This window comes from Streptacidiphilus albus JL83, from assembly GCF_000744705.1.
Classification (GTDB): Bacteria; Actinomycetota; Actinomycetes; order Streptomycetales; family Streptomycetaceae; genus Streptacidiphilus; species Streptacidiphilus albus.
The window spans coordinates 6865822-6891116 of record NZ_JQML01000001.1 but is presented as its reverse complement, the minus strand read 5'-3'; the positions used below and the strand labels follow the sequence as shown (position 1 = coordinate 6891116).

At 71.8% G+C, this 25295-nt stretch carries 22 protein-coding genes and 1 rRNA gene; 9 read left to right on the top strand and 14 right to left on the bottom strand.

Features of this window, described 5'->3' with window-relative positions:
- Positions 1–164: 164 nt before the first annotated feature.
- The 3 genes from BS75_RS30290 to BS75_RS30280 all read right to left on the bottom strand — a co-directional run bounded on the left by BS75_RS30290 (position 165) and on the right by BS75_RS30280 (position 4366).
- A 16S ribosomal RNA gene (locus BS75_RS30290) occupies positions 165–1683 on the bottom strand.
- A 640-nt stretch (positions 1684–2323) separates the two neighbouring features.
- Positions 2324–3589 carry a tyrosine--tRNA ligase gene (gene tyrS / locus BS75_RS30285; RefSeq protein WP_034090541.1) on the bottom strand — a complete coding sequence of 422 codons (1266 nt, stop codon included), beginning with the start codon at positions 3587–3589 and terminating at the stop codon, positions 2324–2326.
- Positions 3590–3727: 138 nt separating this feature from the next.
- Positions 3728–4366: a DNA-3-methyladenine glycosylase gene (locus BS75_RS30280; protein WP_034090540.1), complete on the bottom strand. Its 639-nt coding sequence runs from the start codon at positions 4364–4366 to the stop codon at positions 3728–3730.
- A 101-nt stretch (positions 4367–4467) separates the two neighbouring features.
- On the opposite strand from BS75_RS30280, the gene BS75_RS30275 reads away from it, so the two are divergent.
- Both BS75_RS30275 and BS75_RS30270 read left to right on the top strand, forming a co-directional pair.
- Positions 4468–4998, top strand: a complete 531-nt coding sequence (locus tag BS75_RS30275) for a YbhB/YbcL family Raf kinase inhibitor-like protein (RefSeq protein WP_034090539.1) — start codon at positions 4468–4470, stop codon at positions 4996–4998.
- 104 nt (positions 4999–5102) lie between these two features.
- On the top strand, positions 5103–5603 hold the full coding sequence (locus tag BS75_RS30270; protein WP_034090538.1) for an HNH endonuclease: 501 nt from the start codon (positions 5103–5105) through the stop codon (positions 5601–5603).
- A 75-nt stretch (positions 5604–5678) separates the two neighbouring features.
- Here BS75_RS30270 and BS75_RS30265 read toward each other — a convergent pair whose 3' ends face one another.
- The 5 genes from BS75_RS30265 to BS75_RS30245 form a co-directional block, all read right to left on the bottom strand.
- Entirely contained in the window at positions 5679–7706 is a 2028-nt protein-coding gene (locus tag BS75_RS30265) for an outer membrane protein assembly factor BamB family protein (protein WP_034090537.1), read from the bottom strand.
- A gap of 102 nt (positions 7707–7808) precedes the next feature.
- The gene (locus BS75_RS30260; RefSeq protein WP_034090536.1) at positions 7809–8567 is read right to left on the bottom strand and encodes a sulfite exporter TauE/SafE family protein; all 759 of its coding nucleotides are present in this window, start codon (positions 8565–8567) and stop codon (positions 7809–7811) included.
- Between the two features lie 143 nt (positions 8568–8710).
- Positions 8711–9688 carry an SPFH domain-containing protein gene (locus tag BS75_RS30255; RefSeq protein WP_034090535.1) on the bottom strand — a complete coding sequence of 326 codons (978 nt, stop codon included), beginning with the start codon at positions 9686–9688 and terminating at the stop codon, positions 8711–8713.
- Positions 9689–9849: 161 nt separating this feature from the next.
- The gene (locus BS75_RS30250; RefSeq protein ID WP_034090534.1) at positions 9850–10272 is read right to left on the bottom strand and encodes an NfeD family protein; all 423 of its coding nucleotides are present in this window, start codon (positions 10270–10272) and stop codon (positions 9850–9852) included.
- Between the two features lie 84 nt (positions 10273–10356).
- The gene (locus tag BS75_RS30245) at positions 10357–11148 is read right to left on the bottom strand and encodes an ABC transporter ATP-binding protein (RefSeq protein ID WP_034090533.1); all 792 of its coding nucleotides are present in this window, start codon (positions 11146–11148) and stop codon (positions 10357–10359) included.
- Positions 11149–11289: 141 nt separating this feature from the next.
- On the opposite strand from BS75_RS30245, the gene BS75_RS30240 reads away from it, so the two are divergent.
- Positions 11290–12138, top strand: coding sequence for a hypothetical protein (locus BS75_RS30240; RefSeq protein WP_042440587.1), 849 nt, complete (start codon positions 11290–11292; stop codon positions 12136–12138).
- A gap of 64 nt (positions 12139–12202) precedes the next feature.
- On the opposite strand, the gene BS75_RS30235 is transcribed toward BS75_RS30240, so the two are convergent.
- Entirely contained in the window at positions 12203–12847 is a 645-nt protein-coding gene (locus tag BS75_RS30235; protein ID WP_034090532.1) for a response regulator, read from the bottom strand.
- The gene (locus BS75_RS30230; RefSeq protein WP_231608198.1) at positions 12840–13949 is read right to left on the bottom strand and encodes a GAF domain-containing sensor histidine kinase; all 1110 of its coding nucleotides are present in this window, start codon (positions 13947–13949) and stop codon (positions 12840–12842) included. The genes BS75_RS30235 and BS75_RS30230 overlap by 8 nt, the downstream gene beginning before the upstream one ends.
- A gap of 333 nt (positions 13950–14282) precedes the next feature.
- Between BS75_RS30230 and BS75_RS30225 the strand changes: the two genes are divergently transcribed.
- Together BS75_RS30225 and BS75_RS30220 are read left to right on the top strand one after the other, a co-directional pair.
- Positions 14283–14996 carry an SDR family NAD(P)-dependent oxidoreductase gene (locus BS75_RS30225; RefSeq protein ID WP_034090531.1) on the top strand — a complete coding sequence of 238 codons (714 nt, stop codon included), beginning with the start codon at positions 14283–14285 and terminating at the stop codon, positions 14994–14996.
- A gap of 164 nt (positions 14997–15160) precedes the next feature.
- A complete protein-coding gene (locus BS75_RS30220; protein ID WP_152646260.1) occupies positions 15161–16228 on the top strand; it encodes an S-adenosylmethionine:tRNA ribosyltransferase-isomerase in 1068 nt (355 codons plus the stop codon).
- Between the two features lie 126 nt (positions 16229–16354).
- On the opposite strand, the gene BS75_RS30215 is transcribed toward BS75_RS30220, so the two are convergent.
- Complete coding sequence (locus tag BS75_RS30215; RefSeq protein WP_034090530.1) at positions 16355–19048, bottom strand: FHA domain-containing protein; 2694 nt, start codon at positions 19046–19048, stop codon at positions 16355–16357.
- 226 nt (positions 19049–19274) lie between these two features.
- Here BS75_RS30215 and BS75_RS44935 point away from each other — a divergent pair, with 226 nt between their 5' ends.
- From BS75_RS44935 to serB, 3 genes are all read left to right on the top strand, one after another.
- Positions 19275–19766 carry a streptophobe family protein gene (locus BS75_RS44935; RefSeq protein WP_152646257.1) on the top strand — a complete coding sequence of 164 codons (492 nt, stop codon included), beginning with the start codon at positions 19275–19277 and terminating at the stop codon, positions 19764–19766.
- An 11-nt stretch (positions 19767–19777) separates the two neighbouring features.
- Positions 19778–20884, top strand: a complete 1107-nt coding sequence (locus tag BS75_RS43530) for a streptophobe family protein (protein WP_052069790.1) — start codon at positions 19778–19780, stop codon at positions 20882–20884.
- A gap of 68 nt (positions 20885–20952) precedes the next feature.
- Complete coding sequence (gene serB, locus BS75_RS30205) at positions 20953–22272, top strand: phosphoserine phosphatase SerB (protein WP_042440588.1); 1320 nt, start codon at positions 20953–20955, stop codon at positions 22270–22272.
- A 51-nt stretch (positions 22273–22323) separates the two neighbouring features.
- Here serB and BS75_RS30200 read toward each other — a convergent pair whose 3' ends face one another.
- The 3 genes from BS75_RS30200 to BS75_RS30195 form a co-directional block, all read right to left on the bottom strand.
- Positions 22324–22854: a SixA phosphatase family protein gene (locus tag BS75_RS30200; protein WP_042440589.1), complete on the bottom strand. Its 531-nt coding sequence runs from the start codon at positions 22852–22854 to the stop codon at positions 22324–22326.
- An 86-nt stretch (positions 22855–22940) separates the two neighbouring features.
- A complete protein-coding gene (locus tag BS75_RS51650; RefSeq protein ID WP_267970544.1) occupies positions 22941–23063 on the bottom strand; it encodes an SGM_5486 family transporter-associated protein in 123 nt (40 codons plus the stop codon).
- Between the two features lie 65 nt (positions 23064–23128).
- A complete protein-coding gene (locus BS75_RS30195; RefSeq protein ID WP_052069789.1) occupies positions 23129–24496 on the bottom strand; it encodes an MFS transporter in 1368 nt (455 codons plus the stop codon).
- A 104-nt stretch (positions 24497–24600) separates the two neighbouring features.
- Here BS75_RS30195 and BS75_RS30190 point away from each other — a divergent pair, with 104 nt between their 5' ends.
- Positions 24601–25266: a FadR/GntR family transcriptional regulator gene (locus BS75_RS30190; protein ID WP_034090528.1), complete on the top strand. Its 666-nt coding sequence runs from the start codon at positions 24601–24603 to the stop codon at positions 25264–25266.
- Positions 25267–25295 lie beyond the last annotated feature (29 nt).

Sequence of the window (25295 nt, the reverse complement as noted above, 5' to 3'; positions counted from 1 at the left end):
AACGGCCAACCCCGACCTGCGTTCCACGCGCCGAAGCGCAGTACTGACAGACAAGGACCAACCGTGCCGAATAGTCAACGTTCCACCCATGAGCGAACCAGCACCGGACAGTCGCCGGTGTACTGGCCCTCTGCCCGACCGAAGCCGGGAGAAGAGCTCCTTAGAAAGGAGGTGATCCAGCCGCACCTTCCGGTACGGCTACCTTGTTACGACTTCGTCCCAATCGCTGGTCCCACCTTCGACAGCTCCTTCCCTTGCGGGTTAGGCCACCGGCTTCGGGTGTTACCGACTTTCGTGACGTGACGGGCGGTGTGTACAAGGCCCGGGAACGTATTCACCGCAGCAATGCTGATCTGCGATTACTAGCAACTCCGACTTCATGGGGTCGAGTTGCAGACCCCAATCCGAACTGAGACCGGCTTTTTGAGATTCGCTCCACCTCGCGGTATCGCAGCTCATTGTACCGGCCATTGTAGCACGTGTGCAGCCCAAGACATAAGGGGCATGATGATTTGACGTCGTCCCCACCTTCCTCCGAGTTGACCCCGGCAGTCTCCTGTGAGTCCCCGACATTACTCGCTGGCAACACAGAACGAGGGTTGCGCTCGTTGCGGGACTTAACCCAACATCTCACGACACGAGCTGACGACAACCATGCACCACCTGTATACCGACCACAAGGGGGCGACCATCTCTGGCCGTTTCCGGTATATGTCAAGCCTTGGTAAGGTTCTTCGCGTTGCGTCGAATTAAGCCACATGCTCCGCTGCTTGTGCGGGCCCCCGTCAATTCCTTTGAGTTTTAGCCTTGCGGCCGTACTCCCCAGGCGGGGAACTTAATGCGTTAGCTGCGGCGCGGACCACGTGGAATGTGACCCACACCTAGTTCCCAACGTTTACGGCGTGGACTACCAGGGTATCTAATCCTGTTCGCTCCCCACGCTTTCGCTCCTCAGCGTCAGTAATGGCCCAGAGATCCGCCTTCGCCACCGGTGTTCCTCCTGATATCTGCGCATTTCACCGCTACACCAGGAATTCCGATCTCCCCTACCACACTCTAGCCTGCCCGTATCGAATGCAGACCCGGAGTTAAGCCCCGGGCTTTCACATCCGACGTGACAAGCCGCCTACGAGCTCTTTACGCCCAATAATTCCGGACAACGCTCGCACCCTACGTATTACCGCGGCTGCTGGCACGTAGTTAGCCGGTGCTTCTTCTGCAGGTACCGTCACTTGCGCTTCTTCCCTGCTGAAAGAGGTTTACAACCCGAAGGCCGTCATCCCTCACGCGGCGTCGCTGCATCAGGCTTTCGCCCATTGTGCAATATTCCCCACTGCTGCCTCCCGTAGGAGTCTGGGCCGTGTCTCAGTCCCAGTGTGGCCGGTCGCCCTCTCAGGCCGGCTACCCGTCGTCGCCTTGGTAGGCCATTACCCCACCAACAAGCTGATAGGCCGCGGGCTCATCCTGCATCGCCGGAGCTTTCCACGCACACCCCATGCGGGGATGCGTCGTATCCGGTATTAGACCTCGTTTCCAAGGCTTGTCCCAGAATGCAGGGCAGATTGCCCACGTGTTACTCACCCGTTCGCCACTGATCCACCCCGAAGGGCTTCACCGTTCGACTTGCATGTGTTAAGCACGCCGCCAGCGTTCGTCCTGAGCCAGGATCAAACTCTCCGTGAATGTTCTCGGGATATCCCGATCGCACTCGCGTTGAGCGGCACAGCGACCGGCGGAATAGCCGATCCCGTGCACTGCGTCCTCGCTAGTGTTTACTACAGTTTTTCCCAAAGGAACCTCGACCGTCCACATGATGTGGCCGGACGGGGTATCAACATTTGGCGTTGACTTTTGGCACGCTGTTGAGTTCTCAAGGAACGGACGCTTTCTTCAAGACCCTTTCACCGGTCTCTCCGAGCGCTTCGTTCGTTCTTCGTTGTTTAGCTTAGCAGATCCGATTCACCCGGTCGAACCGGTTTGTTTTCGTTTCTGCCACCCACCTGAGCGGGTTGTCGCTCTGCGACCCGGACCACATTACCGCATATTCCGGAAGCCATGAAATCGGCATCCAATTCGCATGCAAAATCGACCACCGCTGCCAAGGCATATGCCGACACCGGATGGATCAATAGAGTGGGCGAAGAAGATCTGCGTGTGGTCACGAGAGGGCGGATGCGGCGAGGCGATGCCTCGTACGACACAACTGCCCGAATCAGGCGACTCGCCCAACACTAGACGCTCCATCTCGCCACGTCAAACATCGGCGGCGAAGATCTTTTTGGATCTTCGCCGCCGATGGTGTCTCCGATGGAGTAGTCGCAGCTCAGCCGCGGTTCAGCTGCACCGCGGCGAGGCTGCGCTTGCCCCGGCGGAGGAGCAGCCAGCGGCCGTGCAGCAGGTCGGCCTCGGTGGGCACGGCCTCCTCGTCGGCGATCTTCTGGTTGTTGAGGTAGGCCCCGCCCTCCTTGACCGCCCGGCGGGCGGCCGACTTGCTGGCGACCAGTCCGGTGGCGGCGAACAGGTCCACCAGCAGCCCGAGTTCGTCGACCTCGACGTGCGGGAGCTCGGCGACGGCGGCGGCCAGGGTCGGGGCGTCGAGGTCCGCCAGGTCGCCCTGGCCGAACAGCGCCTTCGACGCGGCGACGGCACTGGCGTACTGCTCCTGGCCGTGGACCAGGACGGTGACGTCCTCGGCCAGGGCGCGCTGGGCGGCACGGGCGGCCGGCTGCTCGGCGGTGAGGCGCTCCAGCTCGGCGATCTCCTCCTGGCTGCGGAAGGTGAAGATGCGCAGGTAGCTGACCACGTCACGGTCGTCCGCGTTGAGCCAGAACTGGTAGAAGGCGTACGGCGTGGTCAGCTCCGGGTCGAGCCAGAGCGTGCCGGTCTCGGTCTTGCCGAACTTGGTGCCGTCCGCCTTGGTGACCAGCGGGGTGCCGAGGGCGTGGACGACACGGCCCTCCGCCTTGCGGATCAGCTCGGTGCCGGCGGTGAGGTTGCCCCACTGGTCGCTGCCGCCGGTCTGCAGGGTGCAGCCGTAGCGGCGGTTGAGCTCCAGGTAGTCCATGCCCTGGAGGACCTGGTAGCTGAACTCGGTGTAGCTGATGCCGGCGTCGGAGTTCAGTCGGCGGGCGACGGCCTCCTTGGCGATCATCGTATTGACCCGGAAGTACTTGCCGATGTCGCGCAGCAGGGAGATCGCCGAGAGCCCGGAGGTCCAGTCGAGGTTGTTGACGATACGGGCCGCGAAGGGGCCCTCGAAGTCGAGGTAGCGCTCGAACTGGCCGCGGAAGCGCTCGGCCCAGGCCGCCACGGTCTCCGGCTCGTTCAGCGTGCGCTCGGAGGTCGGGCGGGGGTCGCCGATGAGGCCGGTGGCGCCGCCGGCCAGTGGCAGCGGGAAGTGGCCCGCATCCTGGATGCGGCGCATGGTGATCAGCTGCACCAGGTTTCCCATGTGCAGGCTGGGGGCCGTCGGGTCGAATCCGCAATAGAACGTGACCGGGCCGTCCGCGAATGCCTTGCGCAATGCGTCCTCGTCGGTGGAAAGGGCGATCAGCCCACGCCACTTCAGCTCGTCGACGATGTCCGTCACGGTCTCGCGTCTCCTCGGTCCCTGTCGGCAGAAGTCCCTGTCGGCGGAAGTCCCGGCCGACTGCGTCCGCTCAGCGTGTCCGAGACTACGGGGTCGACGCCAATCAATTGCACTTCGGCCGACAGGGTCCGTACGGGTTCAGCTGCGGGTGCGCGGGGTGTGCCGGCGATAGGGACTGACGGTCGGGTCGTCCCGCAGCCAGAACCGCAGCGGACGGTCCATCGCCTGGGCGATGCCGGTGCGCGGGCCCGCCGCGATCCGCTCCGGCGGGGGCGGGGAGCCGGCCAGGACCCGGAAGGGTGAGCCGGAGGGCGCACAGGCGTCGGCGCCGTCCCGGGAGCGGTCGACGCCGAGGGCGAGCGTCAGCCGGGCCGGTCCCGAGGCCAGGTCGGCGGCCCGGCGCGAGTTGCTGCGGCGGCTCTGCGCCAGTTCGACGCCGGAGACCACCTCACCGGCCCGGAGCAGCACGGCGGAGGCGTCCCGGCCGGGTCCGGTGACCAGGTTCATGCAGTAGTGCATGCCGTAGGTGAAGTAGACGTAGACATGGCCGGGGTCGCCGAACATCACGGCGTTGCGCGGCGTGCGGCCCCGGTAGGCGTGGGACGCCGGATCGTCCGGCCCCTCGTACGCCTCGACCTCGGTGAGCCGGAGCTCGACGGCGCCCTCGGGCAGGGTGCACACCAGGATGCGGCCCAGCAGCTCGGGGGCGACCAGTCGGGAGGGCCGGTCGAAGAACGACCGGGCGAGCGGGGTTCGGTCGGGCTGGTCGGCAGACATGGCTCCCGAGGCTACTGCAGCCGGAGCGTCGGGCGCGGTTAGTGTGGGCGGCGGGAACATCCCCCAACACGCATCCCCCCACCACCCAGGAGGTTGACGAAGTGTCGGAGTCGAGTCGACGGCCCCTTCCCCATGCCTTCCATCCGCCGGTCGCCGAGTTCACGGTGACCAGCACGGACTTCACCGCGGACGGCGTCCTGCCCGAGGCGCACGTCTACGCCGCGGGCAACACCTCCCCGCAGCTGAGCTGGACCGGTGCCCCGGCCGGGACCAAGAGCTACGCGGTCACCTGCTTCGATCCGGACGCGCCGACCGGCAGCGGGTTCTGGCACTGGTCGCTGTTCGACATCCCCGCCGAGGTGACCGAGCTGCCGACGGGCGCCGGGAGCGGCGACTTCACCGGGCTGCCCGCAGGCGCCGTCCACGTCCGCAACGACTACGGCAGCCGGGACTTCGGCGGGGCCGCACCGCCGCCCGGGGACGGTCCGCACCGCTACGTCTTCACCGTCTACGCCGTGGACCAGGAGAAGCTGGGCCCGGACGCCGACACCTCGCCCGCCGCCGTCGGTTTCAACCTGCGGTTCCACAGCCTGGGCCGGGCCCAGGTGATCGCCGAGTACGAGCAGGGCTGACCGACTCGCTCGTACGCGCGAAATTGCGTTGTCCCAGGCACCGCACCGCCCTCACAGTGGGACCACCGCCGTGGGGGCGGTGCTCTGTCTGGGAGGTGGTCGGGATGCGCAACACGCTGGTGCTGAACGCGGGATACGAGCCGCTGTCGACGGTGTCGCTGCAGCGCGCCGTCGTCCTGGTGCTCCAGGAGAAGGCCGTGGTCGAGCACGCGCACCCACTTCGCCTGGTCCGGGCCGCCTCGGTGGAACTGCCGCTGCCCCGGGTGATCAGACTGCGCCGCTACGTCCGGGTGCCGTTCCGACAACGGGCGGTCTGGTCACGGCGGGGGGTCCTGGTCCGGGACGGGCACCGGTGCGCCTACTGCGGGCGGAAGGCCACCACGATCGACCACGTTCTGCCCCGCTCGCGCGGGGGCGGCGACACCTGGCTGAACACCGTGGCGGCCTGCGCCGCCGACAACCACCGCAAGGCCGACCGCACGCCGGAGCAGGCCGGGATGCAGCTGCTGGTCACCCCGTTCGAGCCGACGCCGGAGGCGGCGCTGCTGCTGGCGCTCGGCGCCGAGCGGGACGAACTGCCGGACTGGCTGCCGCTGCCCGCGTGACGCGGTGACAGCAGACCGGCCCTGCGGTCGTCGGCCCGTACGGGGGGCGGGCCGACGACTCCCTGCCCGCGTGACTCAGCCGGACGAGGCCGACGAGTAGGCGGTGACCGCCGTGCTGTAGGTGCTGGTGAACTGCGGCAGCGTGAACACCTGGTTGCCCTGGTAGAGCACCCGTCCCGAGGTCAGCAACGAGCCGGTGGCCTGTGGGAAGGAACCGCCGGCCGTCTCCTTGCCGGTGCCGAGGTCGAAGTGGCTGAGCCGGGCGGGCTGCCCGATCCGCTCCTCGGTGGCGACCACCGCGCTCGCGCCGTCCAGGCCGACCAGGGAGGTCTGGCCCTTCTCGATGGGGGCGTTCTGCCACAGCGGCTTTCCGCTGACCAGGTCGAAGGCGCTGACCAGACCCGAGCCGGTGACGGCGGTGGCGGCCCCGGGAGCCCCGGTCGAGGTGCTCGGGGTGGTGGCGCCGCCGGTGGTGGTCGGGCTGAGCTCGGCGATCATGGTGTTGCCCTGGAAGAAGAGCGCCGGCACCGGGGCGAAGCTGCCGTCGACGTCGTCCAGCTGCCCGCCGGTCTGGGCGACCGGGATCGTCGCCTGGCTGTCGCCGGTCGCGCTGAACGACAGCACGGTGTCCTGGGCCGACGTCGCCATGTGGACCGAGACCACCGCCGGGTTCGCCGACAGCACGGTGTAGGAGGCCGCGTTCTCGGGCAGGCCGCGCCACCAGGCGACCTTGCCGGTGTCCGCGCTGACGGAGAGCAGTTGCTGCTTCGGGTTGGAGTCGGCGCAGGTGCTCTGCAGCAGCAGCACGCTTCCGGTCGCGTTGCCGGTCAGGGCGCAGTACTTGCCCGGGCCGCCGTAGGTCCAGCTCTGCTTGCCGGTACCGGCGTTGAAGCCGATCGCGCCGGTGCTGCCGACCGCGACGACCTGGGTGCCCTCGACCGCGACGGAGGAGGTGGTGAGCTGGGAGGCGGTGGTGAGCTGCGCCGTCCACGCCTGCTTGCCGGTGGTGGTGTCGACGGCGACGATCTCGTTGCACGCCTGCTTGGCGCCGGCCCCGGCCTGGTAGAGGACGGCGCCGATGCCCGTCGAGCCGACGCTCTGCGACATGGCGCAGGGGACCGCACCGGCGCTGGGCGGGGCCACCGTCCACAGCGGGCTGCCGCTGGTGGCGTTGTAGGCGGTCACGCCCATGCCGTCGCCGCGGACCACCGCGGAGCTGAGCAGCCAGGAGCCGACGAGGCCGTCGTTGCCGTTGGTCGCGCCGGTGTCGGCGGGCGCGGCCCAGGACTTGGTGTGACCGGTGGAGAGGTCGGCCTGGGCGGGGACGCCGGGTGCCGGCGAGTGCTTGGGCCCGGAGCCGCCGCCGGCCACGGCGTAGCCGGCCACGCACAGGACGACCAGCGCGGTCGCGCCGAGAACGGCGCGGGTCAGGAACACCTTGCGGTCGGTGCCCGGGGCCCGGCCGGTGGCGACGGCGAGGAGCCGGGCCAGGTTGAAGCCTTCGGCGCCGGAGTCCGATCCGGCCCCGGCGAGCCTGCCGGAGCCGTCGGCGGCGGCTGCCTCGCCGGGGGCGGTGCCCCGGCCCCGGCCGCCCCGGCGGGAGGCACGACCGGCGCCCGATGCGACCGCGCCGGACGGGGCCGCGGCAGCGGCTCCGAGCTCGGGGTCGGTGGGGTCGGCGGCGAGGTCGGCAGCAGGACCGGCCTCGGCGGCTATGCCGCCGCTCGCGGGGTCCGGCGTGCCGGTGGTGTCGGGCGCGGCCGGGTACTGGGCCGCGAACTGCTCCGCGTACTGCTGGGCATAGTCCTGCGCGTATTCCTGCGCGTACTGCTGCTGCGGGTACTCCTGGGCGTACGGCTCCGGCGGGTACGGCGCCGGGTACTGCTGGGCGTACGGGTCGCCGGGCTGCGCCGGGTAATCCGCGTACCCGGCGGCACGGCCGTCGTAGCCGCTGTAGTCGGTGTAGCCGTACTGCTGTTGCTCCTGCTGCGGCTGCGGGGCGGGCTGCTGCTGCTCGTAGCCGGGTGGCTGCTGCTGCCCGTAGCCCTCCGCCGACTGGCTGTCAGGTTGCCAGTACTGGCCGTAGTCGGGTTCGCTCTCCATGGTGTCCGTCTACTCCCGCCGCCCTCACGATTCGCCTGTCAGCATCTCACGGCTGCCCGGTGACCCCGTCCGCTGCGGGTGTCCCGGGCGGCTCGGCGGCCGTCAGCCGAGCAGCAGTTTGGCGATGGCGACGAGGCCGACGACGACGATCAGCCCACGTAGGGCGACCGGCGGCAGTCGGCGTCCGACCCGGGCGCCTATCTGTCCGCCGACGACGGAACCGATGGCGATCAGCAGCGCGGCGGTCCAGTCGATCGGGGCCACGAACAGGAAGACGATCGCGGCGACGCCGTTGACCAGCACGGCCAGGATGTTCTTGGCCGCGTTGATCCGCTGCAGTTCCTCGTTGAGCAGTGAGCCCATCAGGCCGAGCAGCAGCACGCCCTGGGCGGCGCCGAAGTATCCGCCGTAGATGCCGGTGGCGAAGATGCCGAGCAGCAGCGCGACTCCGCCCTCGGCATGGGTCGAGCCGTCCGGGCGGGCCGCGAGGCGCTTGGCGAGCCAGGGCTGGGCGACGACCAGCACCAGTGCTATGCCGATCAGGACCGGGACGATCGCCTTGAACGCGTCGGCCGGCAGAACCAGCAACAGGATGGCGCCGAGCAGGCCGCCGAGGGTGGAGGCGGTGCCGAGGCGGAGCAACCGGGAACGTTGGCCCTTGAGTTCGGCACGGTAGCCGAGTGCCCCGCTGATCGCTCCGGGGACCAGGCCGAGGGTGTTGGAGACGTTGGCGGTGACCGGCGGCAGCCCGAAGGCGAGCAGCACCGGGAAGGTGATGAGGGTTCCGGAACCGACGATGGTGTTGATGGTTCCGGCGCCGAGTCCGGCCGCGACGACGGCGACTGCTTCCCACGGTGACATGGTTGTGCCCCTCCGGCCCGGCTGTGGTTGCGGCTCCGATCATGCACCACTGGCCGGGGTGGAGGGGCGGAACGACCGCCATCCGGGACGGATCCACGCGCCGCCGTGAGGGACGCACATGCGCCGCCCCACGGCTCCGGCGGCTACTCGGGGTCGATCTCCGGGTACTCGCGGCGCTTCTCCAGGCGCGGACCGCCGTTGTCGGCGGCGTGGTCGACCGGGAACGCCGGGGCGGCCGGGGCGCCGTTGGGGGTGAGGCCGGTGAAGGCGCCGCCGATGCCCTTGAGCGCGTCGCCGATCTCGCTGGGGATGATCCAGAGCTTGTTGGCGTCGCCCTTGGCGATCTCCGGCAGGGTCTGCAGGTACTGGTAGGCGAGCAGCTTCTGGTCGGCGTCGCCCTCGTGGATGGCCTCGAAGACGGTGCGGATGGCGGCGGCCTCACCGTCGGCGCGCAGCACCGCGGCCTGGGCCTGGCCCTCGGCGCGCAGCACCTCGGCCTGCTTCTGGCCCTCGGCGGTGAGGATCTGGGCCTGCCGGGCGCCCTCGGCGGTGAGGATCGCGGCGCGCTTGTCACGGTCGGCGCGCATCTGCTTCTCCATCGAGTCCTGGATGGAGGTCGGCGGCTCGATGGCCTTCAGCTCGACCCGGTTGACCCGGATCCCCCACTTGCCGGTGGCCTCGTCCAGCACGCCGCGCAGCCCGGCGTTGATGGTCTCGCGGGAGGTCAGGGTGGACTCAAGGTCCATGGAGCCGATGATGTTGCGGAGCGTGGTGACGGTGAGCTGCTCGATCGCCTGGATGTAGCTGGCGACCTCGTAGGTGGCCGCGCGGGCGTCGGTGACCTGGTAGTAGATGACGGTGTCGATGTTCACCACCAGGTTGTCCTGGGTGATCACCGGCTGCGGCGGGAACGGCACGACCTGCTCGCGGAGGTCTATCCGGTTGCGGATGGTGTCGATGAACGGCACGACTATGTTGAGGCCCGCGTTGAGGGTGCGGGTGTAGCGGCCGAACCGCTCCACGATCGCCGCGCTCGCCTGCGGGATCACCTGGATGGTCCGCATCAGGGCGATGAACGCCACTACGACCAGGATGATCAGGACGATGATCACGGGTTGCACAAGGACTCCCTCATAGCGATCCTCGACCGCCTTCCGGGGCGGCCGTTCGGGGCAGTGGCATCGGTGGCGGTTGGGCCGGGATGCCGGTCTCGTCGGCGGACACGTTTCGTCGGGACTGCTTCGTCGGGGTGCGACGGTCGACGGCGCGCCCTCGTCTGGCTCTAGATGATGAGGGCCGTTGCGCCCTCGATCTGCGCGACGCTGACCTGCTCGCCGGGGGCGAAGACGCGTCCTGGTTCGTAGGAGCGGGCCGACCAGACCTCGCCCTGGAGTTTGATCCGGCCGCCGTGCTCGTCGACCTGTTCCAGGACGAGCGCGCCGGCGCCGTGGAGTGCCTCGATGCCCATCCGGACCCGCGGCCCCTGGCGCAGGTGCCGCAGGGCGATCGGGCGGACGAAGACGAGGAGGGCGACGGAGACCACGAGGAAGACGGAGAACTGGGCGATCGTGCCCGCGCCGAGGCCACCGGTCAGTGCGGCCGCGGCGGCTCCGACCGCGAACATGCCGAACTCGGGCAGCGCCGTGATCGTCAGGGGGACGCCGAGCGCCGCCGCGACGACGAGCCACCAGATCCAGTTCTCCACTTGTCCATCGTAGGCGTGCGGAGACCGGTTGGGAGAGGGGTTTGCGCAGGTCGTCCCGAGGAACGGGAGGACGGCGGCGGTGAGTTAACGCAGCGGCAGGCCGCGTGCGGACCAGCGGTCGTCCTGCTGCTCCAGGGTCAGCGGCAGGCCGAAGCAGAGCGAGAGGTTGCGCGGGGTCAGCGCCTCGGCGAGCGGGCCGGCCGCCAGCACCTTGCCCTGACGGATCATCAGCACATGGGTGAAGCCGGGGGGGATCTCCTCGACATGGTGGGTGACCATGACCATGGCGGGCGCCTGCGGGTCGCGGGCCAGCGCGCCGAGGCGGCGGACCAGGTCCTCGCGGCCGCCGAGGTCCAGGCCTGCGGCCGGCTCGTCGAGCAGCAGCAGCTCGGGGTCGGTCATCAGCGCGCGGGCGATCAGGGTGCGCTTGCGCTCGCCCTCGGAGAGGGTGCCGAAGCGGCGGTCGGTGTACTCGGCCATGCCGAGCAGGTCGAGCAGCAGCCGGGCGCGGTCCTCGTCGGGCTGCTCGTAGGTCTCGCGCCAGGTCGCGGTCATGCCGTAGGCGGCGGTGAGAACCGTCTCCAGCACGGTCTGACGGCGCGGCAGCTTGTCCGCCATGGCGGCGCCGGCCAGCCCGATCCGGGGGCGGAGGTCGAAGACGTCGACGCCGCCCAGCTTCTCGCCGAGGATCACGGCGGTGCCGCTGGAGGGGAAGAGATACGAGGAGGCGACCTGGAGCAGCGTGGTCTTGCCGGCGCCGTTGGGACCGAGGATGACCCACCGCTCCCCCTCGGCAACGGCCCAGGACACCTGCTCCACCAGCGCGCGGCCGTCCCGCACCACCGATACGTCCACCAGCTCGAGCACGTCGCTCATTGCGTACGCCTTCCCCAATGCAGAGTGCGAGTTTTGTCGACATTCACACGTTTCGCGCACGCCACGGTTGGCAGCGCGGCGAACGGCACAGGGAAAACCTACGCCACGAAGGTGTGCGAGTTGTTCGTAGGCTTGGGCCTCATGGTGCAGATCTCCGGCAACGGCCGTCCCGACGACGTATTCGACGAACCCCGATCGGGGCGACTGGCCGCCTGGGGCAACGCGGTCCTGGGCGGCTTCGGCTCCCCCGACGACGCCGGCACGGCGATTCGGGGACGTGACGACGGTCACCGGGTGGTCGGGCTCCCGGACGGCGGAACAGGCGGCACAACGGACGGCGGAGCAGCGGCGGACACGGGTGTCGCCCCGGGCTTCGCCATCGGCGCGTTGCGCGCGCTGGGCGTGACCGGTTTCCGGCTGGCGCTGCCCGCCCCGGGCCACCCGCTCGGCCTGACCGGCCCGGCCGGGTTCAACGAGCAGGCGCTGGCGGTCGGCGAGGCGGTGCTGACGGTGGGACGGACCACGCTCGGCCTGCTGCCCGAGGTACAGCTGGTCGGCCCGCCCGGGGACCGGCTGACCCGGGTGTTCTGGCGGGTGCAGCCGGTGGCCGAGGGCGTCCCGGCCGACGTCCCGCAACTGCGGGACGCGGAACGGGAGCTCGCCCAGGGGCTGCGGGACGCCACCGCGACGCTGATGCGGCTGGACGTCGCCGGCGGCGGTCCCGCGGTGCAGCGGGCGCTGGAGGCCTACCGCCGGCGCAGCCAGCCGATGCTGCTCGCCCCCGGCTACCCCCCGCGCGCGGTCCGGGTGCTGGAGTCGGCCCGGCAGGTGCGGGCGCTGCTCTCGCTGGCCTCGGCCAGCGAGGGCGCGGCGGTGAGCGCCGGGGAGATGGCGGCCAGGGCCGAGGCGATCCGCCCGCTGGACCGGATCGCCCGGCGGGCCCAGGTCGCGGCGTACAACGCGCTGGTGGACGAGCCCGTCCGGGACTGACCCTGCGGGGACTCGGGCTGCGCGGGACTCGGGCTGCGCGGGACTCGGGCCGTGCGGGCGCGCCTCAGCGGGCGGCGCCGTTGCGGACCGCCCAGAGCGCCGCCTGGGTCCGGTCCGCCAGATCCAGCTTCATCAGGATGTTGGAGACATGGGTCTTCACCGTCTTCTCCGACAGGTGCAGCACCCGGGCGATCTCGCGGTTGGAGCGGCCGTCCGCGATATGGCCCAGCACCTCCTGCTCGCGCTCGGTCAGGGTGCCGCCGCGCCCCTGCGGCGGCCGGACCGTGTCGTCGGCCAGCAGCGCGCCGGCCAGCTCCGGCTGGAGCAGCACGTGCCCGGCGTGGACCGAGCGGATCGCGCCGGCCAGCGCCTCCGGGTCGACGTCCTTGTAGACGTACCCGGCGGCGCCGGCCCGGAGCGCGGGGACGACGGTGCGGTGCTCGGTGAAGCTGGTGACCACCAGCACCCGGGCCGGGTTGCCGGCCGCCTTCAGCAGCCGCAGCGCCTCGATGCCGTCGGTGCCCGGCATCTTCACGTCCATCAGCACCACGTCCGGGTGCAGCTCCTCGGCCAGGGCGACGCCCTCCGCGCCGTCGGCGGCCTCGCCGACCACCTCGATGTCGTCCTGGACCTCCAGGAAGGTCCGCAGCCCGCGCCGGACGACCTGGTGGTCGTCGACGACCAGCACTCTGATCCGGCCCTCAGCCACCGGGAACCTCCAGTTCCACCACGGTCCCCTTGCCCGGGGCCGACTCGATCCGCAGCGTGCCGCCGACACCGGCCGCACGGTCCCGCATGGACACCAGGCCCAGGTGCCGCCCGGCGCGGCGGACCTGCTCGGGCTCGAAGCCGCGCCCGTCGTCGCAGACAGACAGCCGGGCCCCGCGACCGCCGGCGGCGGTCCGCAACTCGACCTGGACCGAGGCCGCGCCGGAGTGCCGCAGCGCATTGTGCAGGGCCTCCTGGGCGACCCGGAGCACCGCCTCCTCCTGGGCCGGCGGCAGCGCACGGATCCGGTCGTGGCTGAAGCCGACGCTCGCGCTGTGGGCCCGGTCCAGCACCTCGACGTGGGAGACCAGGGTCGGCAGCAGTCCGTCCTCGTCCAGTGCGGCCGGGCGCAGCTCCACCACGACGCTGCGCAGCTCGTCGGCGGCCTCGGCGGCGAGCCGGGAGACCTCGGCCAGCTCGGCCCTGGCCCGGTCCGGGTCGCGGGTGACCAGGGCGGAGGCGGCCTGGGCGGTCAGCCGGAGCGAGAACAGCTTCTGCGAGACGGCGTCGTGCAGCTCGTGGGCGATCCGGGCGCGCTCGCCGACCAGGGTGAGCTCGCGGCTGCGCTCGTAGAGGCGGGCGTTGGTGAGGGCGATGGCGGCGTGCGAGGCGAGGATGCGGAGCAGGTACTCGTCGTCGGCGGTGAAGCCCGCGTCCGGCGCGGAGCCGCCCTCCTTGTCGGCCTCCTCCTTGTCGGCCAGGAAGATCGCGCCGAGGATCTCGTCGCCGTCGGCGATGGGCATGCCCAGGAAGGCCTTCATGTCCGGGTGGGCCTGCGGCCAGCCCTCGAAGCGGGGGTCCTCCCGCAGGTCGGCCAGCCGCTGGGGGGTGGCCTCGTGCATCATCGCGCCGAGGATGCCGTGCTGCCGGGGCAGCGGGCCGATGGCCCGCCACTGCTCGTCGCTGATGCCGTCGACCACGAACTGGGCGAAGCCGCCGTTGTCGTCCGGGACGCCGAGCGCCGCGTACCGGGCGCCGAGGAGGGTGCGCGCCGAGCTGACGATGCGCTGCAGCACCTCGCGCACCTCCAGGTGCTTGCTCATCGCGAGCACGGCCGTACTGATCGCTTCGATGCCGCCCAGGCACGGGCCGTAGACGGCCCCCTGCTGGACGTAGGGCGGTGCGCACCCGGATTCGGGTGGTGGCGCGGCTTCGGACATGTGGCCACCGTACCGCCGAGTGATCGTCGCGGTATCGGGCTTGTGGGAGCGTCGGAGCGGGCCATCGGTCGTAGGTCGAAGGGCGGTGCCCGCGGTTGGCCCGGGACCGAGGTGCCCCGCCCGGCCCGCGCCTAGCGTCGAAGCCGACCGCAGCTTTTCACGGTCACAACTGATCGCGGTCACAGCTGATCACGGTCTCACGGGAGGAAGCAGAGCATGGCTGTCGCAATCGTCACCGGGGCGTCGCGCGGACTCGGCCGGGCACTGGCCCTGGCCCTCGCCGATCGGGGCTGGTCGCTGGTGCTGGACGCACGCGGAGCGGAGGCGCTGGGCGGGGTGGCCGGGCAGGCGCGGTCCTCGGCCGGGCCCGGCGCGACCGTGCTCGGGCTGCCGGGGGACGTCACCGACCCGGCGCACCGCAGCGCGCTGGTCGCCGCCGCGCACCGACTGGGCGGGCTCGACCTGCTGGTGAACAACGCCAGCGTGCTCGGTGCGGAACCGCTGCGCCCGCTGGCGGATCTGCCGGTGGCCGGCTTCCGGCAGGCGCTGGAGGTCAACACGGTCGCGCCGCTGGCGCTGACCGTCGAGGCCCTGCCGCTGCTCCGGGCGGCCGCGGCCGGGGCGGTGCTGAACATCAGCTCGGACGCGGCGGTCGAGGCCTACCCGGACTGGGGCGGCTACGGCGCGAGCAAGGCGGCGCTGGACCACTGGTCGGCCGTACTGGCGCTGGAGGAGCCGGGGCTGCGGGTGTGGTCGGTGGACCCGGGCGACATGCGGACCGCGATGTACGCGGCGGCCGTGCCCGACGACGCGGACGCCGACTCGCGTCCACTGCCGGATGAGGCGGCGGTGCCGGCCCTGCTGACGCTGATCGGCAGCGGCGGTCCCAGCGGCCGACGGACCGTCGCGGACCTGCTGGGGGCGCGGTGAAGAGCGTCCAGCCGGTCCGGTCCACCGACCTGTCCGGCTCCTGGTCCGGGGGTCCGGCCAAGGACGGCCGCAGCGGTGGGAAGCGCGGGGACCGCGCCGGGCACCGGGCCGGTCCCGTGCCGGACGGCCCCGACCCCGACCGCTTCGAACTGGACGGGTTCGAACTGGACGGCTTCGAACTGCCCCCGGAGCTGGAGGCGACCGCCCCGCCCGAGGAACGCGGTCGGGGACGGGACGATGTGCGGCTGCTGGTCGCGCGCCGGGGCGCGCACACCGTCGGGCACCACGCCTTCGGCGAGCTGCCACGGCTGCTGGACCCCGGCGACGTGCTGGTGGTCAACGTCTCGTCCACCCTCTCGGCGGCCGTGGACGGGACCGTCCCGACCACCGGCGAGCCGGTCGTGGTCCACTTCTCGACCCGGCGGTCGGCGACGGAGTGGGTGGTCGAACTGCGGACCCCGGACGGCCGGGGCAGCACCCGGCAGCGGTCGGCCGAGCTCCCGGGGGCGGCGGTCCGGCTGGCCGGCGGCGCGGAGCTGGCGCTGCTCGGGTCGGTGAGCGGGCGGCTGCGCCGGGCGCGGTTCGCCGTCGCCGACCCGGTGGCCTACCTGGAACGGCACGGGCGGCCGATCCGCTACGCCTACACCGACGCCGACCGTCCGGCCTCGGCCTACCAGACGGTCTTCGCCCGGGCGTTGACCGAGGCGCTGGGTCCGTCACCGACCCCGGCGGCCGCCGGATCGGCCGAAATGCCCAGCGCAGCACGGCCGTTCACGCCGGAGCTGGTCACCCGGCTGGTCAGCCGGGGCGTGCTGGTGGTGCCGATCACCCTGCACACCGGGGTGGCCTCGGCCGAGGCCGGGGAGCCGCCCTACGCGGAGTGGTTCGAGGTGCCCGGGTCGACCGCCCGGGCGGTGACCGCCGCGCGGGCGGCCGGCTCCCGGGTGGTCGCCGTGGGCACGACCGCCGTCCGGGCACTGGAGTCAGCTGTCGGCGCGGACGGTGCGCTGCGGGCGGCGTCCGGCTGGACCGAGCTGGTGGTCACCCCGGAACGGGGCGTCCGCACGGTGGACGGACTGCTGACCGGGCTGCACGAGCCGCGCGCCTCGCACCTGCAGATGCTGGAGGCGGTGGCCGGACGTCCGCTGCTGGACCTCTCCTACGCGGCGGCGCTGCGGGAACGCTACCTCTGGCACGAGTTCGGCGACCTGCACCTGCTGCTGGACCACTGAGCCGGGTCGGCGGAGACCGACCGGACCCGTCCCCGGAACGGCCCGGGGCCGCGTCCCCCGGTGGTGCGGGGACGCGGCCTCGGGCCGTTGTGCGGCGGAACGGCGGGGCGGCGGGCTGACGGGCTGTCAGCGGGAACGCATCACCTCGGGCTCGTGCCGGCGCAGCAGCCGGAGCACGACGAAGCCGAGGACGGCGCTGATGACCACCAGCGCGCCGCAGTCGACGAACCACTGGGCGGCGGTGTGCTGCCACATCGGGTCGAAGTGCGGGGTGCTGGCGAACGGGCCGATCAGGTGCCCCAGGTCGGTGGTGGTGGCCAGGGCGCCGACCGCCCAGCGGGAGGGCATCAGCCAGGCGACCTGCTCCAGTCCGGCGCTGCCGGCGATGGCGAAGCCGAGGCAGCCGGTGAACACCACCTGGATGATGGCGAACATGACCAGTAGCGGCATGGTCTTCTCGGCGGTCTTCACCAGTGCGGAGATCACCAGGCCGAACATCATCGAGGCGAAGCTCAGCAGGATGATCGCGATGGTCATCTCGATCGCCGGGGAGCCGGCGATGATCAGGCCCTTGGCGGGCAGGGTGCGCGAGGAGAAGCCGATGCCGCCGATGATCACGCCCTGGACGATGCTGATCGCACCCAGCACGATCACCTTGGACATCAGGTAGGCGGAGCGGGAGAGGCCGACCGCGCGCTCCCGCTCGTAGATCACCCGCTCCTTGATCAGCTCACGGACCGAGTTGGCCGCCCCGGAGAAGCAGGAGCCGACCGCCATGATCAGCAGAATGGTCGGGGCGTCGCCGTTCAGGCCGTTGTGCGACGCGGGGCCGGTCGTCAGGCCGCTGGGCGCCGGGATGATCATGCTGACCACCCCCAGCACGGCCGGCATCAGCACCGACAGCAGGATGAAGCCCTTGTCCGAGGCGATCACCGAGAGGTAGCGCCGGACCAGCGTCGACAGCTGGGAGAACCAGCCCTGCTGCTTCTGCGGCTGGCTCTGGTGCTGCTGGATCGGCGAGGACTGCGCCTGCACGGCCTCCACGTCCGCCGAGTACATCTGGTAGTGCACCGAGCCGCGGAAACGTCCGGCCCAGTCGTGGTCCGGGTAGTTCTCGAAGGCCTGGAAGACGTCCGCCCAGGTCTCGTAGCCGAAGAAGTGCAGCGCCTCCTTGGGCGGGCCGAAGTAGGCCACGGAACCGCCCGGGGCCATCACCAGCAGCCGGTCGCAGATGGCGAGTTCGGCCACCGAGTGGGTGACCACCAGCACCGTGCGGCCCTCGTCGGCGAGGTTCCGCAGCATCTTCATGACGTCGCGGTCCATGCCCGGGTCGAGACCCGAGGTGGGCTCGTCCAGGAATATCAGCGAGGGCTTGGTGAGCAGCTCCAGCGCGACCGAGACACGCTTGCGCTGGCCGCCGGAGAGCGCGGTGATCTTGTTGTCGCCGCGCTTCTCCAGGTGCAGCTCGACCAGCACCTCCTCCACCCGGCGCTCACGCTCGGAGGCCTCGGTGTCGCCGGGGAAGCGGAGCTCGGCCGCGTACTGCAGTGCGGTACGGACCGTCAGCTGCGAGTGCAGGATGTCGTCCTGCGGGACCAGGCCGATGCGCTGGCGCAGCTCGGCGAACTGCTTGTACAGGTTGCGGCCGTCGTAGAGGACGTCGCCGTTGTCGGCCGGGCGGTAGCCGGTCAGCGCGCGCAGCAGGGTCGACTTGCCCGAACCCGACGGGCCGATCACCGCGACCAGCGACTTCTCCGGGACGCCGAAGCTGACGTTGTTCAGCAGGATCTTCTCGGCGCCCTTGTGCTGGACCTTGACCTGGAGGTGGCGGGCCGAGAAGGAGACCTCGCCGGTGTCGACGAACTCCTCCAGCTGGTCGCCGACCAGTCGGAAGGTGGAGTGGCCGACGCCGACGATGTCGTTGGGGCCGAGCAGCACCCGGTTGACCGGCTGGCCGTTGACATAGGTGCCGTTGTGGCTGTCGAGGTCGACTATCTCGTAGCCGCCGTCGGCCAGCTGGCGCAGCTCGGCGTGGTGGCGCGAGACCGACAGGTCGGAGACCACCAGCTCGTTGTCGAGCCCGCGACCGATCCGGATGGTCCGCAGTCCGCCGGCCAGGTTGCGGATCATCGTCGGGTTGCGCGAGCCGTAGACCGGCTGGTGCGCGGGCTGGGACGGCTGCGGTTGCGGCTGGTGCTGGGGTTGGTGCTGCGGCTGCTGGATACCGTCCCGCTGGGGGATCACCGAGGGGCCGAAGTCGGCGGGCGGCGGCGTCGTACTGTACGGCTGGTACTGCTGCGGCTGCGGCTGGTACTGCTGGGGCTGTTGCTGGTACTGCTGCGGCTGTTGCTGGTACTGCTGCTGGGGCGGCAGCGGCTGGTGCCGGGGCTGCTGGTACTGCTGCTGGGGCGGCTGCTCGGACTGCGGGGTGCCCGGGGTGTACCGGCTGGTGCTCGCGCCGTACCAGTCCTCCCCCGGCCGCGCGTTCGGTCCCGCGTTCGGTATCGCCTCGGGCACGGCCGAGAAGGTCAGCCTCGGTCCGTTCTCGACGTTGCCGAGGACCACGACGGTGCCGGCGCCGAGCTGGACCTCGTTGCTCCGGCTGCCGTCGGCGAAGGTGCCGTTGGTGCTGCCCAGGTCCTCGAAGACCCAACCGGTGCCCCGAAGAGCGATATTGGCGTGGCGCCAGGAGACCCGTGCGTCGTCGATCGTCACGTCCGCGCGCGGGTCGCGGCCCAGGGTGTAGGTCCGCCCCGGCTCCAGGGTCGTTCGCTGTCCGTTGATGTCAAGTACCAGTTGCGGCACTGTTGCCTGCCCCACGATGTGTTGTCCCCCGAGTTGTCCACGTATGACGAGGGAAGCTTAGAGATGCCGTACGTCGGAGGGAATCATTCCAGCTCCGGCCTGGTTCGGTGAACCGGCCTTCGAGACTGTGACCGTGTGGCAACCTGACAGGTAGTCGAGGGGGGCGATGGCGATGGCCGTGTACGGGCACGTGCGTCCGGCCAGGGGCAGCGGCCGGCGACAGGGACTCCTGCTGTCCTTCTTGTCGGCAGCGGTTTCGGTGAGTTGGGCCTTCACCGCGATGGCCGGCGTCGCGGCCCTCGGCGCCCACCTGCTCGGGCTCGACCGCTACGCCTCGCTACCGGCGCTCACCGCCGCGCTGGTGGCGATGGGCGTCGGCGGCTCTGTCAGCCCGTCAGGCGACCTGTCGGTCTTCGGACTCGGTGCGGCCGGGGCCCAGGGAGCGGTCGGCATCATGCCGCTGGGGGTCTCCTTCGTCGGCGCGGTGGTGCTCGGCCTGCTCTTCGTCCGGCCGCTGTACCGGCTGCCGGTGCTCGCCCCGTCCGTACTGGCCACCCGGGCCGCCGGGGCGCTGGCCGGGTTCCTGGTGCTGCTGGGGGTGGTCGCCTGGGCCGGCAACGGCACCGTGGCGATCAAGCTCGACTCGCTGGTCGGCGGCGGGAGCGGGAGCGGTGGCGGCAGCGGCGGCGGGCTCCTGGGGGCCTGGGGGGCCTGGGCGGTCTCGGCGGGCTGATCAGCGGTGCCGTGGGCGACAGCGCCAGTCCCACCGTCGGCTTCAAGGTCGACCTGCCGACCACCCTGGGGCTGGGAGCGCTCTGGCTGCTGGCCGTGCTGCTGCTCGCCCTGCTCGCAGCCCGGCGGGTGCCGCTGCCCCGCGGCTGGGGCGACCTCGGCCGGACCGTCCGACCGGCGGTCTCGGCCGTGGTCACGGTGCTGCTGGCAGCGGTGCTGGCCGGTGCGGTGTCCGGGATCGTGGTCGGGCTCAGCGGCAACGGCGGTGCGAAGACGGTCGGCGGGGTACTGCTCGGTACGCCGAACGGGGTCTCCCTGGCCGTGCCGCTGGGCATGGCCGTCCCGCTGACCGGCAAGGCCGACGGGCCGCTGACGCAGTTCCTGCCCTCCCCGGTGAACCTGCTGCTCAAGGACGGCGACGGCCGGTCGATCACACTCGGCCGACTGGCCCAGCTGGACGGCCGGGTGTGGCTGCTGCCGGTCGCCGTCGCGCTGCTGCTGCTGGCGGCCGGGGTGTTCACCGCCGTCCGGACCCCGCGCCCGGTACGGCCGCAGGGCGCGCTGCGCGAGGCGGGCGCGGTGGGACTGCGGCTCGGGCTCGCGCTGGCGGTGACCGTCCCGCTGCTGCTGGCCCTGGGCGCGGTGTCGGTCGACGCCAACCTGTCGGTCTTCGGCTTCTCGGCGGTCGGCGCCGGGCTGAGCGTCAGCGGCAGTCTCGCGGCCGGGGCCGGGCTGGGGCTGGTCGAGGGGGTGGTGTTCGGCATCCTCGGCGCCCTGCTGGTGCGCCGCTTCGCCGACGGGAAGCGGCCGAGCCGGACGCTCCGCCCGACTGCCGCACCGGCGACCACCACCGCGCCGCCGGCCACCGCGCCGCCGGCCACCGCGTCGGCAGCCAGGGCCCAGGACGGGCCCGGGGGCGCATCGAGGACCGGGGGCGCAGACCCCGGCTACGGGGCGCTGCCCACCCCACCGCCACCGCCGGTCGGCACCGGCCCCTCGGCCAACCCGTACGCCGCACCGGTGACGCCGCCCGTGGCACCGCCCCCGCCGCCGGTCAACCCCTACAGCGGCGGGCCGACCCGCGAGCCCCCGCCACCGCCGCTGCCGCCGGGCCGCTGACCTGGGATGTCCGCAAGGCGGGACGGTGCGTGGAACGGCGCTCCGGGCCCGGTAGCGTGGGGCTCACCATGAGCGCTAGCCCCTCGGCCCCTGCGGCCGCCTCCGCCGCGAATTCCTCCGCGACCGACACCGCATCCGAACCCGGCCTCGACCCCGACCACGACCACGACCCCGAGCACGGCCCCGACGACCAGGCGCCCGAGCCCAGGACCCTGCTGGTCAAGGTTTTCGGCAAGGACCGTCCCGGCATCACCACGGGCCTCTTCACCACCCTCTCCGAGTACGACGTGGACGTCGTCGACTTCGAGCAGGTGGTGACCCGGGGGCGGATAGTGCTGTGCGCGCTGGTGACCGCCCCCGCCCACGAGGGCGAGCTGCGTGCCACCGTGCACCAGTGGGCCGAGAGCCAGCGGCTCCAGGCCGAGGTCATCTCCGGCACCGGTGACAACCGGCCGCGCGGCGAGGGCCGCTCGCACGTCACCGTGCTCGGCCACCCGCTGACCGCTGCCGCCGTGGCCGCGCTCAGCGCCCGGGTCACCGCCTGCGGCGGCAACATCGACCGGGTGTTCCGACTGGCGAAGTACCCGGTCACGGCGGTGGAGCTGGCCGTCTCCGGGGTCCCGACCGAGGAGCTGCGGGCCGCGCTGGCGGTGGAGGCGGCGGCGCAGCGCGTCGACGTCGCCGTGGTCCGTTCGGGGCTGCAGCGCCGGGCGAAGCGGCTGGTGGTGATGGACGTCGACTCGACGCTCATCCAGGACGAGGTGATCGAGCTGTTCGCCGCGCACGCCGGCTGCGAGGAGCAGGTCGCCGAGGTCACGGCGGCGGCGATGCGCGGCGAGCTCGACTTCGCCGAGTCGCTGCGGGCCCGGGTCGCCCTGCTGGCCGGCCTGGACGCGGACGTGGTGGCCAAGGTCCGCGCGGAGGTCCGGCTGACGCCAGGGGCACGGACGCTGATCCGCACCCTGAAGCGGCTGGGCTACCAGGTCGCGATCGTCTCCGGCGGCTTCACCCAGGTGACCGACGACCTGGTGGAGCGATTGGGCCTGGACTTCTCGGCGGCCAACACGCTGGAGGTGGTGGACGGCCGGTTCACCGGCCGGGTGGTGGGCGAGATCGTGGACCGGGCCGGCAAGGCGCGGATGCTGGAGCGGTTCGCGATCGCGGCCGGGGTGCCGCTGGAGCAGACCGTGGCGATCGGCGACGGCGCGAACGACCTGGACATGCTGAACGCCGCCGGGCTCGGCGTGGCCTTCAACGCCAAACCGGTGGTGCGGGAGGCCGCGGACACGGCGGTGAACGTGCCGTTCCTGGACACCGTGCTCTACCTGCTGGGCATCTCCCGCGAGGAGGTCGAGGACGCCGACGGTTCGTCGCTGCCCTCGCTGTAGCGGGCGCTGCGGTCCGTGCGGGTGGCCCCGGCGGGGCCACCCGCTGCCGTTTCAGTCCTCGGGCAGGTCCTTCGGGGTGACGAAGGTGGTGAGCCGGGCCACGCCCGGCTCCAGTGCCTTCCAGGGGCCTTCGACGGCCAGGACCGCCACGGCCGCCGTGGGAAAGCCGGTGCTGCGCAGCTCCGGCAGGGTCTCGCCCTCGTGCTCGCCGGCCAGGACCTCGGTGAGGCCCTGGACGCCCGGGTTGTGGCCGACCAGCAGCACCGTGGCGACGTCCTCAGGGACCTCCTGGAGGACCTCGATCAGCTGTCCGGGGGCGGCCTCGTAGAGGCGCTCCTCGTAGACCGTGCGTGGGCGGGTCGGCAGCTCGTGGGCGAAGAGCTTCCAGGTCTCCCGGGTGCGCGCGGCGGTGGAGCACAGCACCAGGTCGGGGACGATGCCGGTGCCGGCCAGCCAGCGCCCGGCGGCTGGGGCATCCCTCCTGCCGCGATCCGCCAGGGGCCGTTCGTGGTCGGCCACCGAGGGCCAGTCGGCCTTGGCGTGTCGGAGGACGATGATCCTGCGGGACGTATCGACGCTCATACCTGCCAGCTTGGCAGAAAACCCGGCCCCGGGTAGGACAACGTTCCGGCGCGCGCCCTCGTCCGCGCGCCGGGGAAGGGCTTGGTTCAGCCGGTCCAGGAGGCGATCGTGGCGATGATCGAGATGACCACCATGATGCCGCCGATCAGGCCGAACATCTGAAGGAGCTTCTTGTTTCCCCCGGTGGGGTTGGGCTCGAGATAAGGCATGGGCCAGAGTGTGCCACTCCTCGCCGGGCCCGGTGGCGGCGGGGGTGGCGCTCCTGACCCGGTCCTTACCTTGCCCGCGCGGCCCCGGCTCCGGCCCCGGCTCCGGCCGCCGCCGGTGCCGCCGCTGCGAGCTCGTCCTCGATCCGGCACGGCCGGCCTGCGCGCAGCCCGACCACGGCCTGGGCCAGCAGCAGCACGGCGAGCAGCGCCAGCGGCCAGTACCAGCCGTGCTCGCGCTGGTAGAGGACGCCGATCAGGATCGGCCCCGGCACCGAGAGCAGGTAGCCGACCCCCTGGGCGAAGGCGGAGAGCTTGGCCACCCCCTCGCTGCTCCGGGCCCGCAGGCCGATCATGGCGAGCGTCAGCGGGAAGGCGGCATTGGAGAAGCCGGCCAGGACCGCCCAGGCCCAGGGGGCGGCGGCGGGGGCGAAGGCCAGTCCGGCGTAGGCGCCGAAGCCGCAGGCGGCGAGCAGCAGCACCAGGTACCCCTGGTCCGGGCGGCGGGTGGCGAGCGCCGGGATGACGAAGGCGAGCGGTGCGCTGACCGCCATGGTGACGGCGAGCAGCACGCCCGACTCGGTGGCCGAGATCCCGGAGTCCTGGAAGATCTGCGGCAGCCAGCCCATGGTGGTGTAAGCGGCGGTGGCCTGGAGGCCGAAGAAGACGGCGAGCGCCCAGGCGGTACGGCTGCGGGTGATCCGCAGCCCGGTCGTCGCGGCCGGGGCGGCGGGCGCGAGGCCGTCGCGGCGGCGGGTGAGCGCCAACTGGGCCAGCCACAGCAGCAGCGCGACCACGGCGGCCAGCGACCAGACGCCGAGGCCGACCCGCCAGTTGCCGCCGAGCACGCCGGTCAGCGGCACCGCGAAGCCGGCCGCCACGGCGGTGCCGACCGACAGCGACATCGAGTAGAGCCCGGTCATGCTGCCGACGCGGTCCGGGAAGTAGCGCTTGACCAGCACCGGCATCAGCACGTTGGTGACCGCGATCCCGGCCAGGGCGAGCGCGCTGAGCAGCAGGAAGACGGCGCTGCCGGGGGCGAGGGCGCGGGCGGCCAGGCCGAGGGCGACGGCGGCCATGCCGGTGCAGACGGTCGCCGAGGGACCGAACCGGCGGGCGACGCGGGGTGCGAGCAGGCCGACCAGGGCGAAGCAGAGCGAGGGCAGCGCGGTGAGCAGGCCGGCCACGGCGCCGCTCATGTGCAGGCTCGTCCTGACCTGGTCGAGCATCGGACCGAGCGCGGCCACGGTCGGGCGCAGGTTGAAGGCGGCCACGGCGACCGCCGCGACCAGCAGCCAGCGGCCGCGCAGCGGCGCGGCCGGCCCGGCTGCGGACTGCGGCGCGGGTTGCGGCTCGGACTGCGGCGCGGACTGCGGCGCGGACTGCGGCGCGGGCGCTTCGGGGACGGCGGGGGAAGAGGTCTCCGGGACAGACATGGCGACATCATAGAATGATGGGATGACTTTGCGGAGACCGTTCTCAGCGGCCGGGACCCGGGAGGCGGGATGATGGGGTTCCCCGACGGAGCAGTAGGAGAGTCATGGCGCTGACCTCGCCCAGGCGCGAGCCCCTGGCCGACCAGGTGATCGCGCAACTGCGTACCCAGATCACCTCCGGCGAGTGGCCGGTGGGTTCACGGATCCCGACCGAGGTCGAGCTGGTCGAGCAGTTGGGCGTCGCCCGCAACACCGTCCGCGAGGCCGTCCGGGCGCTGGCCCACAACGGGCTGCTGGACATCCGCCAGGGGTCGGGGACGTACGTCCTGGCCACCAGCGAGCTGGCCGGGGTGATGCACCGGCGCTTCGCCGACGCCGACCCGGAACAGGTCACCGAGCTGCGGCTGGCGCTGGAGGCCGCCGCCGCCCGGCTCGCCGCGACCCGCCGGACCGCCCCCGACCTCAAGCTGCTCGACACCGCGCTGGCCCGCCGGGAGGACGCCTGGCGCTCCGGCGACGTCGAGGACTTCATCCAGACCGACGCGGCCTTCCACCAGGCGGTGATGGCCGCCGCCCACAACGAGGTGATCTCCGCGCTCTACGCCGACCTCGGCGAAGTGCTGCGCACCGAGCTGCGACTGACGGTCGGTCCGGTCCTGGTGGAGCAGCGCTACGTCAGCCACGACGGCATCCTCGAAGCCATCCGGGCCGGCGACGGCGAGAAGGCCTCGCTGGAGGCCGTGGTCGCGCTGACCAGCTGCCGCGGCTGACCCCGCCGACGGGCGCCGGAGACGCCGCG